Source organism: Superficieibacter sp. (assembly GCF_032071645.1).
Classification (GTDB): domain Bacteria; phylum Pseudomonadota; class Gammaproteobacteria; order Enterobacterales; family Enterobacteriaceae; genus Superficieibacter.
In genome coordinates this window covers 419,045-433,231 of the sequence record NZ_DAMAPU010000002.1, presented here as the reverse complement: position 1 = coordinate 433,231, position 14,187 = coordinate 419,045, and the positions used below count along the sequence as shown (strand labels likewise).

Sequence of the window (14,187 nt, the reverse complement as noted above, 5' to 3'; positions counted from 1 at the left end):
GGAGCGACGCGGGGCGGGATATTATTGGGTTTTATCAGCTGTATCAGCATTAGCGGGAGCAGCGCCAGCCTGCTGCCCCTGCGCCGGTTGCAGCTCGAACACTACGTCAACCTGGTCATCAAACTGAATCGTTGCCTGCTCGTAAGTCTCCTGCGCGGATGCAGAAGCGGCATCCGCTTTCATCATCCGTACCATCGGGCTGGGCTGATAGTTGGAGACGTGGTAGCGCACGCTATAGACCGGACCAAGGGTGCCTTTAAAGCCAGAGGCCAGCTGTTGTGCCTGACGTACCGCGTCGTCAATAGCTTCTTTGCGTGCCTGATCTTTATAGGCTTCCGGTTTTGCCACGCCCAGCGATACGGAGCGGATTTCATTCAGTCCGGCTTTCAGCGCACCATCCAGCAGGGCGTTGAGTTTATCCAGCTCGCGCAGGGTGACTTCTACTGTGCGCACCGCCCGATACCCTTTCAGAATGCTTTTCCCTTCCTGATAATCGTAATCAGGCTGGGTACGCAGGTTCGCAGAACGAATGTCTTTTTTGGCAACGCCATTCTGGTCGAGGAAAGAGAGATACTGCGCCACGCGATCGTCAGCCTGTTTCTTGGCCGATGCCGCATCTTTAGCCGCAATATTGACTTCAATCGCCAGCGTAGCAATATCCGGTACGGCATCAACGCTGGCCGTGCCGGAAGTGACAATATGCGGACCATTCGGCAGTTCATTTGCCGTGACCGTCATCGCGCTTAAACCTACCAATGCCGCCAGGGCCATCACTTTAAACTTCACTGTCTTTCCTCCATGTTGCGTTATGCGCCCGATAAAAGAGCAGATGCCAGCAAGCTTAGCCTGTGACGACGGAAAGTCCATCAGACAACGCTTAGTTCACCAGCGCCTGGAAATGATGAACGCCCTCTTTCGCCAGCGTCCAGGCGATAACCCACATCACGCAGCCTACCAGAAGATTAATAATGCGCTGCGCTTTAGCGGTGCGCAATCGCGGTGCCAGCCATGCCGCCAGCAGCGCCAGGCCGAAGAACCACAGGAACGAGGCGCTGATCGTCCCCAGCGCAAACCAGCGTCGGGGAAGACTTTCCAGTTGTCCGCCGAGACTGCCCAGCACCACGAAGGTATCAAGATAAACGTGCGGATTGAGCCACGTCACGGCCAGCATGGTGGCGATAATTTTCCAGCGCCCCTGCTTCATGACCTCAGCGCTTGCCAGTTCCAGATTGCTGCTCAGGGCCGTTTTCAGCGCGCCAAAACCATACCACAACAGAAACGCCACCCCGCCCCAGGTCACGATGGCCAGCAGCCACGGCGACTGCATCAGCAGGGCGCTGCCGCCAAAGACACCCGCGCAAATCAGCGCCATATCGCTCAGCGCGCAAAGAAAAGCGATCATAATGTGATACTGGCGGCGAATGCCCTGATTCATCACAAAGGCATTTTGCGGACCCAGCGGCAGGATCATCGCAGCGCCTAAGATAAGCCCCTGAAAATAATAAGATAACACGTTAACATTCCCGTACTATTACTGTTTAGCGCAGACTATAACGCAGGAAATTTATTAGCGGAAATTGAAAATTTTAATCAACTATTAGTGAATTTAATGAGGATGCCGCCCGGCATTTTTTCAGAATTTATTAAGGGATAATCTCCAATGTTTACCTTCACTACGGCGTAAACTGTCCGCCTGGCTCATGTAACCTAAGGATCAGGTATGCCCACTCAGCGTTTTATTCATTCACTTCTGGCAGGCTCCCTCCTGCTTCTCCTTCCTTTCACGGGCTCTGCCGCAGAGAAAATCCTTCGCTATACCGACCATGAACCTTACGGCGGTATGCGCACCCAATTGATTAAAAACGTCTTTTTTGCCGAAATAGAAAAAGAGTCGCAGGGACGCCTGAAAATTGAGCCGCACTGGAACGGCGAAACCGCCATCAGTTACGATGCGCTGGCAACGATCAGCGACGGCAGCAAGGCCGATATGGGCATTGTGGTGCCTGAATACACCGCCAAACAGCTACCGCTGCACCAAATCTTCAAGAGTTTTGCTCTCGGCCCGGATCGCGGCGTCAAACAGGTCGAGTTTTTTCGCCGCGTCTACGCGGAGCGTCCTGAATTTTCCGCCGAGCTTGCGCGCAATAACCTGGTAAATCTGCAATTTTTCCTTGGCTATCCGGTCGGCTTTTTTACCGCCAAACCGCTGCAGTCACTCACGGATTTAAGTGGCACCCAGTGGCGTACCGCCAGCTTCTGGCATCAGGCTTATCTGACCAACACTGGCGCAAAAACGGTGACGATGCCGTGGAATGAACAAATCACCACCGCCCTGAAAGACGGTCGGCTGGACGGCCTGATGGTCAATCTGGACAGCGGCTACGATATTCATGCCGAACGTGCCGCGCCGAACGTGCTGCTCTCTCCTTCCCTGTGGCTGGGTCACGTTTACCTGCTGACAATGAATAAAAAAACGTGGGACGGCCTCGACGTCCGGGATCGCGAGGCTATTCAGCGTGCCGCTGCCACCACGCAGAAAGCGCTGGGTAATGCGCTGGACGATAATCTCACTGCGATGGTGAAAACGCTGGAGCAGGGAGGTGCGCACGTTCGCTATCTGAGCAACGCCGAGCTGAACGCGTGGCAGAAAGCGATTAAGTCCCCGCAGGTCCGGGCACAATGGGTTGAAAAGCAGAAAAGTGAAGGCGTGAACAATGCCGGAGAAGTGATGGAAAAAGTCAGCGCGCTGCTGGATGAAACCCTGCGTTAAAACAGCGTTGCGCCCACGTCGTCCGTGGGCGCTCACTGCCCTTAGCGCGGTGCTACCGCTTCGTCCTCTTTTTTCTCGTGGACGCGTTTGAAATTCACATCCATTTGCGGATACGGGAAGCTGATCCCCTGCGCATCAAACTCGCGCTTGATCCGCTCCAGTACATCCCAGTAAACGTTTTGCAGATCCCCGCTCTGGCTCCAGATACGGATCACAAAGTTTACGGAAGAGGCCGCCAGCTCGTTCATGCGCACCGTCATCTCGCGATCTTTAATGATGCGATCGTCGGATTCGATAATATCGGTGATGATTTTTCTCACCTGATCGATATCCGCATCGTAAGAGACGCCGATCACCAGTTCGTTACGGCGCACCGGTTCGCGGGAGAAGTTAATAATGTTGCCGGAGATGATTTTACCGTTCGGGATCACCACATAGCGGCCGTCCGCTGAACGCAGTGTGGTCGAGAAAATTTGCACATGCAGCACGGTTCCGGCAACGCCGCCCAAATCCACGTACTCACCGGAGCGGAAAGGGCGGAAGGTGACGAGCAGTACACCTGCCGCAAGGTTAGACAGCGAGCCTTGCAGGGCCAGACCTACTGCCAGACCTGCGGCACCCAGCACGGCAATCACCGAAGCCGTTTGTACCCCGACGCGTCCGAGGGCGGCGATCAGGGTAAAACCGATTATCGCATAGCGTACCAGCGCAGAGAGAAAGTCTGCGACCGTCGCATCAATGTGCCGGGCGAGCATCAGGCGATCCACCGCTCTTGATACCATCCGCGCCACAATCACCCCCACGGTAATAATGGCGATAGCGGCAACAATATTGACCAGATAGCTCAGCAGCAGCGCCTGATTGGTCACCAGCCATGAACCGGCGTTGTTAATACTATCGACGACATTCAAATCTTCCATTCAGCAATCCTTCTGGTTACTCAAAAAGAAAAAGGTCAACCATCCCCAACGGAGTGAAGCAAGTTAATAAAGGGTAAACACAAAGCGGAGAAAATGCCAAACCGATCGCAAAGACCACAGGGTTAGTGCGTTGAATATGCACAAAAAAGGCCCGCCGAAGCGAGCCTGTGTACTACAAACGTTAACGGCTTAAATTACAGAACGTCAATCGCGTTCAGTTCTTTGAAAGCCTGCTCCAGACGAGTCACCATAGTGACCTGGGCAGCACGCAGCCATGCGCGCGGATCGTAGTATTTTTTGTTCGGCTGGTCAGCGCCTTTCGGGTTACCCAGCTGGCCCTGGAGGTAATCTTCGTTCGCTTTGTAGTAGTTCAGAACACCTTCCCAGGTCGCCCATTGGGTATCGGTATCGATGTTCATTTTCACTACGCCGTAGCTTACAGAGTCTTTGATTTCCTGAGCAGTAGAACCGGAACCGCCGTGGAATACGAAGTTCAGGCTGTTGTGCGGCAGGTTATGTTTCTTAGAAACATATTCCTGAGAATCGCGCAGGATAGTCGGGGTCAGCTTAACGTTACCCGGCTTGTACACACCGTGTACGTTACCGAAGGACGCTGCGATGGTGAAGCGCGGGCTGATTTTGCTCAGCTCGGTGTACGCGTAATCAACGTCTTCCGGCTGGGTATACAGTGCAGAAGCGTCCATGTGGCTGTTGTCCACGCCGTCTTCTTCACCGCCGGTGCAACCCAGTTCCAGTTCCAGAGTCATGTCGATTTTCGCCATGCGCGCCAGGTACTTAGAGCACAGCTCGATGTTTTCTTCCAGAGACTCTTCGGACAGGTCGATCATGTGAGAAGAGAACAGCGGTTTGCCGGTAGCAGCAAAGTGTTTTTCACCCGCGTCCAGCAGGCCGTCGATCCACGGCAGCAGTTTTTTCGCGCAGTGGTCAGTGTGCAGGATCACCGGCACGCCGTAGTGTTCAGCCATCTGGTGAACGTGGTGCGCACCAGAGATTGCACCGAGGATAGCAGCCTGCTGGCCTTCGCCTTTGAAGCCTTTACCGGCGATGAATGCAGCACCACCGTTAGAGAACTGAACGATAACCGGCGCTTTTACTTTCGCAGCTGCTTCAATAACGGCGTTAATGGAGTCAGTACCCACGCAGTTAACCGCTGGCAGAGCAAAATTGTTTTCTTTTGCTACCTGGAATACTTTCTGTACGTCATCACCAGTGATTACGCCTGGTTTTACGAAATCAAAAATTTTAGACATGTTTATGAGTCCTGTATCTGTATCTTCAACCGTGGAAACGATCGCAAGCGGATAAAAAGGCGGGATGACTCCCGCCTGAACGCGTTTTACTTCTTCGCACGCTCTTCGAGCATGGCGACTGCAGGCAGAACTTTACCTTCCACGAATTCGAGGAATGCGCCGCCGCCAGTGGAGATGTAGGAGATCTTGTCAGCGATGCCGAACAGGTCGATAGCTGCCAGAGTGTCACCGCCGCCTGCGATAGAGAACGCTTCGCTCTCAGCGATAGCGTTAGCGACAATTTCAGTGCCTTTGCGGAAGTTCGGGAATTCGAACACGCCAACCGGACCGTTCCACAGAATGGTTTTGGCATTCTTCAGGATTTCAGCCAGCTGCTGTGCAGATGCGTCGCCGATATCCAGGATCTGCTCATCGTCTTTTACGTCGTTAACGGATTTCAGCGTTGCCGTTGCGGATTCAGAGAATTCAGTCGCTACGCGAACGTCCGTCGGAACCGGGATGTCGCAGGTAGTCAGCAGGCGTTTGGCTTCGTCTACCAGATCTGCTTCGTACAGGGATTTACCTACGTTGTGGCCCTGGGCGGCAACGAAGGTGTTAGCGATACCGCCGCCAACGATCAGCTGGTCAGCGATTTTGGACAGGGAGTCCAGCACGGTCAGTTTGGTGGACACTTTAGAGCCACCCACGATAGCGACCATCGGACGAGCCGGTTCTTTCAGCGCTTTACCCAGCGCGTCCAGTTCGTCAGCCAGCAGCGGGCCTGCGCAGGCAACATCAGCAAATTTGCCGATACCGTGCGTAGACGCCTGGGCGCGGTGAGCCGTACCGAATGCGTCCATTACGAACACGTCGCACAGTGCGGCGTATTTTTTGGACAGTGCTTCGTCGTCTTTCTTCTCGCCTTTGTTAAAGCGAACGTTTTCCAGAACCACCAGCTCGCCAGCAGCAACTTCAACGCCATCGAGGTAATCTTTTACCAGGCGAACCGGGCTGGAAAGTTTGTCTTTCAGGTAGTTAACAACCGGCAGCAGAGAGAATTCTTCGTTGTACTCGCCTTCGGTAGGGCGACCCAGGTGGGAAGTGACCATCACTTTTGCACCCTGTTTCAGGGCCAGTTCGATAGTCGGCAGGGAAGCACGGATACGCGCGTCGCTGGTGACTTTCCCTTCTTTAACAGGTACGTTCAGATCGGCACGAATAAAAACGCGTTTTCCAGCCAGATCCAGATCGGTCATCTTAATTACAGACATGGTGAATCCTCTCGTTGATTCTTAAAGTTTTGCAGACGCAATAAGCGTCTTACCTGAAACCTGTTGCGGCCATGGCTAACGTCGTGTCGAGCATTCGGTTAGCAAAGCCCCATTCGTTATCACACCAGACCAGCGTTTTGATCAGGTGCGCGCCACTTACTCGCGTTTGCGTGCCGTCAACAATGGCACTGTGCGGATCGTGGTTAAAATCAGTTGAGACCAACGGTAATTCCGTATAATCAACTATACCATGAAATGCTTCCTGCGCTGCTTTTTGCAGCAACAGATTGACTTCACAGGCTTTTACCGGCGCTTTCACGGTGACGCTAAGGTCGATTGCCGTCACGTTAATCGTCGGCACGCGCACCGCTATCGCCTCAAAGCAGTCGGTAAACTGCGGCAGAATGCGGGCGATCCCGGCAGCCAGTTTGGTATCAACCGGAATAATTGACTGGCTGGCCGCACGCGTGCGGCGCAGATCCGGGTGATACGCGTCAATCACCTGCTGATCGTGCATCGCAGAGTGAATGGTCGTGACCGTACCGGACTCAATGCCAAAGGCATCATCCAGCAATTTGATCACCGGAATTATACAGTTTGTGGTACAGGAGGCGTTGGAAACAATGCGGTGTTCCGCAAGCAGTGCGTCGTGATTGACGCCAAAGACCACCGTCGCGTCGAGATCGTTGCTGCCGGGATGAGAAAAGAGCACCTTCTTCGCGCCAGCGGCCAGATGCATTTCGCCGTGTTCGCGGCTGCCGTAAACGCCGGTACAGTCCAGCACCACGTCAACGCCCAGCTCTTGCCACGGGAGATGATTGATAGCGCGCTCGTGCAGAAGACGAATGGCGTCATCACCAATGAATAGCTGTTCCCGCTCCTGGCGGACATCCCAGGCAAAACGACCGTGGCTGGTGTCGTATTTCAATAAGTGTGCGATGCCCGCAGCGTCGGCCAGTTCATTGATTGCCACTACGGTGATTTCCGCCCGACGCCCGGATTCATATAAAGCACGAACCACGTTGCGCCCGATGCGACCGAAGCCATTAATCGCTACGCGTACGGTCATAGATCTCCTGCAAAGCTTTCCCGGATCTCGTGAAGCAGACAGAGTAATGCAGCCACACGTTGAGGGAAACCTTGCCTGTCACAAACTGCGACTGATTGGTTAATTGTCGAACACTTAATCGACTGAAACGGTTCAGCTAGAATAAGCGAATCGGGGAATAAAAGGAATTATTGCCGCCTGGCTTAGCACATTTATCTGATCTGGGTCACATTTTTTGCCTGCATAAAACGGGCGATTATTCCATCTGCCGGATTGCGCATAAGCGTTGTCAGATCTTTTGTTTGCCGCCGCCTCCTTTTCCTGATTTATATCAGAGACGCACAGGGATCGCGCTTATAAAATCCGCGCCACGTCCGAGTTTCGGAGTAATCACCCGTCATGATACAGAACATTACCACTCAGTTTACCGCCTCTGACGCGCGCTTTTATGCCCTGCGCCTGTTGCCCGGTGAAGAGGTCTTTTCCCGCCTGCACGCCTTTATTCAGGCGCAGTCTGTTCGCGCGGGCTGGATAGCAGGCTGTACCGGTAGCCTGACGAATGCCGCGCTGCGCTATGCGGGGCAGGAGGAAACCACCCTGCTCACCGGCACGTTTGAAGTGATCTCGCTTAGCGGCACGCTGGAGCTGACCGGCGAGCATCTGCACCTGTCCATTTCCGATCCGCAAGGCGCGATGCTCGGCGGGCATATGATGCCCGGCTGTACCGTGCGCACCACGCTGGAACTGGTGATCGGCGAGCTTACGACACTGGCCTTTAGCCGCCAGCCCTGCCCCCTTTCCGGCTATGACGAATTAGTCATTTCGCCACGTTAACACCGCAAAACAGAAGAGGTTTATATGGCCGCGCGCCGTTTTTCCAGCCAGGCTCTGGCACTGATTGTGATTTGTATCGCCATCAACATGATTGGCGGTCAACTGGTCAGCATGTTGAAGCTGCCCATTTTTCTTGATTCGATTGGTACGCTGATCGCCGCCGTGCTGCTTGGTCCGTGGATCGGCATGTTAACCGGGCTGCTGACCAATCTGCTCTGGGGTCTGCTCACCGATCCTATCGCCGCCGCCTTTGCGCCGGTGGCGATGGTCATTGGCCTGGTCGCAGGCTGGCTGGCGCGCCTCGGTGGGTTCCGCACGCTGCCGAAAGTCATCGTGAGCGGCGTGATCATTACCCTGGCGGTGACCATCGTTGCCGTCCCGCTGCGCACCGCGCTGTTTGGCGGCGTGACCGGCAGCGGCGCGGATCTGTTCGTCGCGTGGATGCACTCGATGGGTCAAGACCTGCTGGAGTCGGTGGCGATCACCGTCCTGGGGGCGAATCTGGTGGATAAGATCCTAACTGCCATTATCGTCTGGGTGCTGCTGCGCCAGCTTCCGCTGCGTACCGTGCGCCATTTCCCCGGCACGGCGGCGGTACGCTAAATGCATCCGTTTACCTCGCTGACACTGTGGGCGCTGGCGGCATGTACCACACTGCTGATGCCAGCGGGTAATCTGTTGATGTTCTACAGCGCGGCAACCTTTCTGGCGCTGCTGCTGTTGCCCGCCACCCGCCGCCGGGCGCGCTATGTGGCGTGGCTGATGTTTTCCCTCGGCGCGGGTCTGTGGCTGGTTCACGGTGGCTGGGTGACGGCGTGGATCGGCGGGCAGCCACGCGATCCGCAGCGCTGGGCGCACGCGATTACCCTCTGGCTGCGCATTCTGGCTATCGTCTCCACTTCCCAGCTATGGATGCAGTATGTGCCGGTTCGCCAGTTTATTCGCGCGCTGTTCGCCTCGCGCCTGCCGCCGGGCATGGCCTATCTGTTCGCCGGGCCGTTGCTGGTCGTCGAGCAGCTAAAGCAGCAGCTTGCCACGATTTATGAAGCGCAACGCGCGCGCGGCGTGCCGCTCGACGGGCGCTGGTATCAGCGGCTGAAAGCGATCCCGGCGCTGATTGTGCCGTTAACCCATAACGCGCTGAACGATCTGGCGGTACGCGGCGCGGCGCTGGACATGCGCGCCTTTCGCCTGCATCCGCGTCGCACGACGCTCTGGGCACCGCGAGATCCCCTTTGGCAACGGCTGTTACGCTATGGCATGGTCGTCGCGGCGCTGGCTGAGGCAGGAGTATGGCTATGGTTACGCTAGAGAATTTCTGTTTTCAGCCCCTTCACGGCACCCAGCCGCCGCGCGTGCTGAACTGGCAGTATTCGCAGCCCGGCATGGTGCTGATTGTCGGCGGCAACGGCAGCGGTAAAAGCACGCTGGCGCAACTGCTGGCCGGGTGGTATCCCGATTTTCTGCCGGGCAGCATCAGCGGTCTGGCGACGTTGCTGGGCGAGCCGGTGGGTAAACGTTCACTGGCTGAGCAGGCGCAAACCATTCAGCTGGTCCAGCAGTCACCGTATTTGCAACTTTCCGGCTGTACCTTCAGCGTGGAAGAAGAAGTGGCTTTCGGCCCGGAAAATTTGTGCCTGCCGGAAGCGGAGATCCTCGCGCGCATTGACGCCGCGCTAACGCTGACCGATTGCCAGTCGCTGCGCCATCGCCATCCGGGAACCCTTTCCGGCGGAGAAACCCAGCGGGTGGTGATCGCCTGTGCGCTGGCAATGCAGCCGCGCCTGCTGCTGCTGGACGAAGCCTTCAGCCGCCTGACACCTCAGGCCACCCGACGGCTGCTCGAACGCCTTCAGGCGTGGGCCGCCGACGCACAGGCGCTGATCGTGCTGCTGGAGCGCAAGCGCGATCCTTTCCTTCATTATTGTCAGCACGGCTGGCAACTGTCCGCCGGGGAGCTGGTGTCTATATGCTAACGCTCGATGATGTCACCTTCCGCTGGCCGGATGCGCCGGACGACTGCCTGCGCGGCGTTTCGCTGACCCTTGCCAGCGGTGAATGGCTGGCGCTGACCGGCGATAACGGAGCCGGAAAATCCACGCTGCTGCGCCTGATGGCCGGGTTACTGACGCCCTCTGCGGGCCGTATTACCTTGCAGGGCACACCGCTGGCGCAGATGAAAAACCGTCAGCGCGCCGCCGCCATTGGCGTGCTTTTTCAGGAGGCGGAAAATCAGATTTTCCACAGTCAGGTGGCAAAAGAGGTGGCGTTTGGTCTGCGTCTGCAAAACCTGCCCGCCGAAGAAATTGCGCAACGTACCGCCGATGCGCTGGCGCTGTGTGAATTAGAAGACGTTGCCGACGCGCATCCGCTGGATCTGCATACCGCGCAGCGGCGGATGGTCGCCGTTGCCAGCCTCGCGGCGATGGCTCCGCCGCTGGTGCTGCTTGATGAACCCAGCCGCGATTTTGACGAATACTGGCTGGGCGTATTCGAGCGCTGGCTCGCCACCTGCCGCCAGCGTGGCACAACGGTACTGGCGATCAGTCATGACGCCGGGTTTACCCGCCGCCATTTTCCCCGGACGATCCGTCTGGCAGAGGGCAAAGCCGACATTCGCGATACCCGCCGTCCGGCATCATCGCAAGCGTAACGTCCGCAGGCAGACTGCCCGCCAGCACGCGTTCAACGTTAGGGCCGTCGGTACGCAGATAAAACGCTTCCGCTTCGTCCAGAGACAGCCCGCCAGCCACTTTGCGGGCGATCAGCCGCTGGCGCAGCACCTGCGGCGGCGCTTTGATGAAGATCGAAAAATCGCAAAACTCGCGCAGGCCGCGCCAGCGGGCGTCGTCCAGCAGCAGCCAGTTGCCTTCGACAATCACAATGGGCGCAGTGACCTGAATCGCCTGTTCCTGCGGATCGTGTTTTTGCCGGTCATACTGCGGCCAGCTTCCCTCCCCTGCGCGAATGTGTCGCAGATTTTGCGCCAGCTTTTCGACGTTGAACGTTTCCGGCGCGCCTTTAAACGGGCGCAGGCCGTGCTCATCAAGCCAGTGGTTGTAGTGATGGAAGCCGTCCATCGGCAGCGTCTGGATCGCGGGTAGCGTGGCGTCCTGGCGGCAGAGATATTCCCAGAACGTGGTTAAGGTGGATTTTCCGGTGCCCGGCGGGGCGCTTAAAAAAACAATCGTGCGGGGGTAAGGTGATGCCGCGTCAATTTCGGCCAGACGGCGAAGCAGCGGCTTGTGGACGGTTTCAATTTCACTGTCGGCGTACACCACCGTCGTCTCCAGCCCATTGATCCTCAGGTTTATGTTCACGGCGTGAGTTCCTTTAATATCGATGTTACCGCTAATGCCAGCGCCGTTTTGACCATTGCGATGAACCGCGTCTCTGAATAAACGGAGAAATCGGCAAACTTCATTGATTTCAGCGCGTTATACAACGTTGTATTATCCGTCACGCTATTGATATTGCAGATAAAATCCCAGCTAACTTCATCAGCAAAACCGGGGATCGGCTCCTGTTCCGCCAGATACTGACCGAACTGGGAAAAATGAATGATGTCGGCATACAGCCACTTATCCATTTTCCCCAGCGCGTAGATCAGACGCAACGCCACATCAATATCATCGAGCGGCCCACTCTGCGCCAGCAGAGGTTTTACAGCATATTCAACGATTTCAGCATCATTGTTGACGAACAACGACGGCAGAAACTGCCTGATTGCACGTAGCAAAATGTCATTCGCCGCCGTCATGAAGGCGCGTAAATCCGGCTGAGCATTTAACCGCTCAAGCACATCATCTTCTGTCAGCGTCGTCATTCGTCTCTCGATAGATCACCTGGGATGAAGGGAATCTATTATATTACACGTTCGGTCTGCCCCACTGATAAGCAATGTTTGCGTATGGACATTGCCCCGGTACTCATGAACGCCGTTAAGCAGATCGCCATCCGTCACTCCGGTTGCGCAGAACAGGATATCGTTGCTGCGCACCAGTTCATCCAGGCCATAGATACGATTCACCTCAACGCCCATTTCGGCGCAGCGGCGGCGTTCATCGCGGGCGATGTCACCATGCGCGGCGCTGTCGCCTTTGGCCTCGCGGAAGTCGATCAGTTCAGCCTGCATCTCTCCCCCCATCGCTTTGACCGCGCAGGCAGAAATGACGCCTTCCGGCGCGCCGCCGATGGTGTACATCACGTCGAACGGGTTATCGGGCTGGCAGGTCAGTACGCTGGCGGCCACGTCACCGTCCGGCAGGGCGAAGACCTTCACGCCCAGCCGGGTTGCCTGCTGTATTGCCGGTTGCAGGCGCGGTTTATCCAGCGTTACCATCCGCAGCGCATCCAGGGGTTTGCCGAGCGCCGCCGCCACGTTGCGCAGATTGTCCTCCAGCGGCAGCGCCAGATTAATGGCCCCGCGCGCGTGCCGGTTGACCGCCAGCTTCTTCATGTACATATCCGGGGCATGAAGCAGACTCCCTGCCGGGGCGAAGGCCATCACCGCCAGCGCGTTGCTCTGCCCCATCGCCACCATTCGCGTTCCTTCGATAGGATCGACCGCAATATCTACCGCCGGGCCCTGACCCGTCCCTACGTTCTCCCCGATATAGAGCATCGGCGCGCGGTCAATTTCCCCTTCCCCGATGACGATATTGCCCCGCATCGCGATCCCGTTCAGCGCCTCGCGCATCGCCGTGACCGCCAGCCCGTCAATTTTATTCTTGTCGCCACAGCCGGTTTGCGGCCAGGCAGCCAGGGCTGCCTGTTCCGTAATGCGAAAGAGCGGCCACGCCAGTGACATCATTCCGCCGCCTCCCCGATATCCACGCCGAACTGCGCCAGCAGATATTTCTCTGCCTTTTCGTTCCAGATGCCGTGGGTGTCTTCCACCAGCCGCGCCAGCTCTTTAAACAGCGGATCGGTTTTTCCCTTTTCGGCAAAGTCGGCAATCGCCGTCAGCGGCAGGGTAACGCCGTTGTAGATCAGCTTTTTGCCACCCGGAATATCCGGCAGATTCAGCACGGTGTCCGGGACGGCATCCAGCCCGCCGATATGCGTCACCATAAAGGAAGGCTGCAACTGACCGGAGGCGCTCAGGGCAATGGCCTCTTGCATATCATCCGTGGAGCCGCCGGAGGTGCCGACCACATGGGTGCTGTTGTAATGCACGTTGTAGAAGTTGAACGGCACCTTAAAGTTTTTATCCGTTGGACCGGCGAAGAAGTTCAGGCAGCCGTCTTCCGCCAGCAGTTCGTCGGCCATTTCGACCACCGCAGGCACCGCCGCATACACGAATACGTCGTCAAAACCCGCGTCGTCGGTCAGCGCGCGCAGCGTCTGTACCGGATCGGTCATCCCTTGCGTATTCACATACACCAGCTCAATACCTTTGCTGGCGGCGAGTTCGACCGGCAGCAGTTTCTGCGCCTGCGCCAGGCGTTTTTCGTCGATATCGACCACCACCACCCGTGACGGATGGATCCCGCCGTTAATGGCGTAATCGATCGCGCCGATGCCCATCGGCCCGGCGCAGGCCAGCAGCGCGATATTGCCGCCCGGCTTCACGCCCATCCGGTGTTCGTAAACGTATTGCGTGGTGTGATAGTTCGCGTGATAGGCGCCGATAATGCAGCACATCGGTTCCGCCAGCGACGCCGCCGCGAAATAAGAACCGTGATACGGTAAAACGCAGCCGAGGTTAATCGCCACTTCGGGAATAATCATATAAGTGGCATTACCGCCGAAATATTCATAACTGTAGCCCGCAGAATAACCGCTCGGTAATCCCATTGCCGGTTGCAGAACGAAACGCTGCCCTTTTTTATATTTCCCACTAAGGTTTTTACCGACCTCGACAATAATTCCGGCGCATTCGTGACCGGTGATCACCGGATGGTTTTCTAAATCGTCCGGCACGCGTTTATGATCGCTGGCCAGCAGCGCCGCTTTCCAGGTAGATAAACAGACGCTGTCGGAAATAACGCTGACCAGCAGTTCATTATCGGTAATTTCCGGTAACTCAAATTCGCGGAGTCGGACATCCCGCTTGCCATAAATGGCAGCCACTTTCGTTTTCATATTTACC

The 14,187-nt window shown here is 56.5% G+C and carries 16 protein-coding genes; 6 read left to right on the top strand and 10 right to left on the bottom strand.

What is annotated here, in order from left to right:
- Positions 1–21 precede the first annotated feature (21 nt).
- Together RT197_RS06405 and argO are read right to left on the bottom strand one after the other, a co-directional pair.
- Positions 22–786, bottom strand: coding sequence for an oxidative stress defense protein (locus tag RT197_RS06405; protein WP_312948465.1), 765 nt, complete (start codon positions 784–786; stop codon positions 22–24).
- A 91-nt stretch (positions 787–877) separates the two neighbouring features.
- Positions 878–1,513, bottom strand: a complete 636-nt coding sequence (argO, locus tag RT197_RS06400; RefSeq protein WP_312948463.1) for an arginine exporter ArgO — start codon at positions 1,511–1,513, stop codon at positions 878–880.
- A 207-nt stretch (positions 1,514–1,720) separates the two neighbouring features.
- Here argO and dctP point away from each other — a divergent pair, with 207 nt between their 5' ends.
- On the top strand, positions 1,721–2,770 hold the full coding sequence (dctP, locus tag RT197_RS06395) for a TRAP transporter substrate-binding protein DctP (RefSeq protein ID WP_312948461.1): 1,050 nt from the start codon (positions 1,721–1,723) through the stop codon (positions 2,768–2,770).
- Positions 2,771–2,811: 41 nt separating this feature from the next.
- On the opposite strand, the gene RT197_RS06390 is transcribed toward dctP, so the two are convergent.
- The 4 genes from RT197_RS06390 to epd all read right to left on the bottom strand — a co-directional run bounded on the left by RT197_RS06390 (position 2,812) and on the right by epd (position 7,280).
- The gene (locus RT197_RS06390) at positions 2,812–3,690 is read right to left on the bottom strand and encodes a small-conductance mechanosensitive channel MscS (RefSeq protein WP_312948459.1); all 879 of its coding nucleotides are present in this window, start codon (positions 3,688–3,690) and stop codon (positions 2,812–2,814) included.
- A gap of 194 nt (positions 3,691–3,884) precedes the next feature.
- Positions 3,885–4,961, bottom strand: a complete 1,077-nt coding sequence (gene fbaA, locus RT197_RS06385; RefSeq protein WP_312948457.1) for a class II fructose-bisphosphate aldolase — start codon at positions 4,959–4,961, stop codon at positions 3,885–3,887.
- 86 nt (positions 4,962–5,047) lie between these two features.
- Positions 5,048–6,211, bottom strand: a complete 1,164-nt coding sequence (gene pgk / locus RT197_RS06380) for a phosphoglycerate kinase (RefSeq protein WP_312948455.1) — start codon at positions 6,209–6,211, stop codon at positions 5,048–5,050.
- Between the two features lie 49 nt (positions 6,212–6,260).
- Positions 6,261–7,280, bottom strand: coding sequence for an erythrose-4-phosphate dehydrogenase (gene epd / locus RT197_RS06375; RefSeq protein ID WP_312948453.1), 1,020 nt, complete (start codon positions 7,278–7,280; stop codon positions 6,261–6,263).
- Between the two features lie 378 nt (positions 7,281–7,658).
- Between epd and RT197_RS06370 the strand changes: the two genes are divergently transcribed.
- Genes RT197_RS06370 through RT197_RS06350 form a run of 5 tightly spaced genes read left to right on the top strand, consistent with a single transcriptional unit; the run spans position 7,659 to position 10,746 of the window.
- Positions 7,659–8,093 carry a DNA-binding protein gene (locus RT197_RS06370; RefSeq protein ID WP_312948451.1) on the top strand — a complete coding sequence of 145 codons (435 nt, stop codon included), beginning with the start codon at positions 7,659–7,661 and terminating at the stop codon, positions 8,091–8,093.
- 24 nt (positions 8,094–8,117) lie between these two features.
- Entirely contained in the window at positions 8,118–8,696 is a 579-nt protein-coding gene (locus tag RT197_RS06365) for an ECF transporter S component (protein ID WP_312948449.1), read from the top strand.
- A complete protein-coding gene (locus tag RT197_RS06360) occupies positions 8,697–9,404 on the top strand; it encodes an energy-coupling factor transporter transmembrane component T (protein ID WP_312948447.1) in 708 nt (235 codons plus the stop codon).
- Positions 9,392–10,069, top strand: coding sequence for an ABC transporter ATP-binding protein (locus RT197_RS06355; RefSeq protein ID WP_312948445.1), 678 nt, complete (start codon positions 9,392–9,394; stop codon positions 10,067–10,069). The genes RT197_RS06360 and RT197_RS06355 overlap by 13 nt, the downstream gene beginning before the upstream one ends.
- Positions 10,063–10,746 carry an ATP-binding cassette domain-containing protein gene (locus RT197_RS06350; RefSeq protein ID WP_312948443.1) on the top strand — a complete coding sequence of 228 codons (684 nt, stop codon included), beginning with the start codon at positions 10,063–10,065 and terminating at the stop codon, positions 10,744–10,746. Before RT197_RS06355 ends, RT197_RS06350 begins: the two co-directional genes overlap by 7 nt.
- Here the strand turns inward: RT197_RS06350 and RT197_RS06345 are convergent.
- From RT197_RS06345 to RT197_RS06330, 4 genes are read right to left on the bottom strand one after another with little or no spacing between them, the layout of a single operon-like run.
- Positions 10,655–11,413 carry a nucleoside/nucleotide kinase family protein gene (locus tag RT197_RS06345; protein ID WP_312948441.1) on the bottom strand — a complete coding sequence of 253 codons (759 nt, stop codon included), beginning with the start codon at positions 11,411–11,413 and terminating at the stop codon, positions 10,655–10,657. The two genes, RT197_RS06350 and RT197_RS06345, sit on opposite strands and share 92 nt — an antisense overlap.
- The gene (locus RT197_RS06340) at positions 11,410–11,919 is read right to left on the bottom strand and encodes an MltR family transcriptional regulator (protein WP_312948439.1); all 510 of its coding nucleotides are present in this window, start codon (positions 11,917–11,919) and stop codon (positions 11,410–11,412) included. Before RT197_RS06340 ends, RT197_RS06345 begins: the two co-directional genes overlap by 4 nt.
- 15 nt (positions 11,920–11,934) lie before the next feature.
- On the bottom strand, positions 11,935–12,906 hold the full coding sequence (gene glpX / locus RT197_RS06335; RefSeq protein WP_312948437.1) for a class II fructose-bisphosphatase: 972 nt from the start codon (positions 12,904–12,906) through the stop codon (positions 11,935–11,937).
- Positions 12,903–14,180 (bottom strand): zinc-binding dehydrogenase, encoded by a 1,278-nt coding sequence (locus tag RT197_RS06330; RefSeq protein WP_312948435.1) that lies wholly within the window; start codon positions 14,178–14,180, stop codon positions 12,903–12,905. Before RT197_RS06330 ends, glpX begins: the two co-directional genes overlap by 4 nt.
- Positions 14,181–14,187 lie beyond the last annotated feature (7 nt).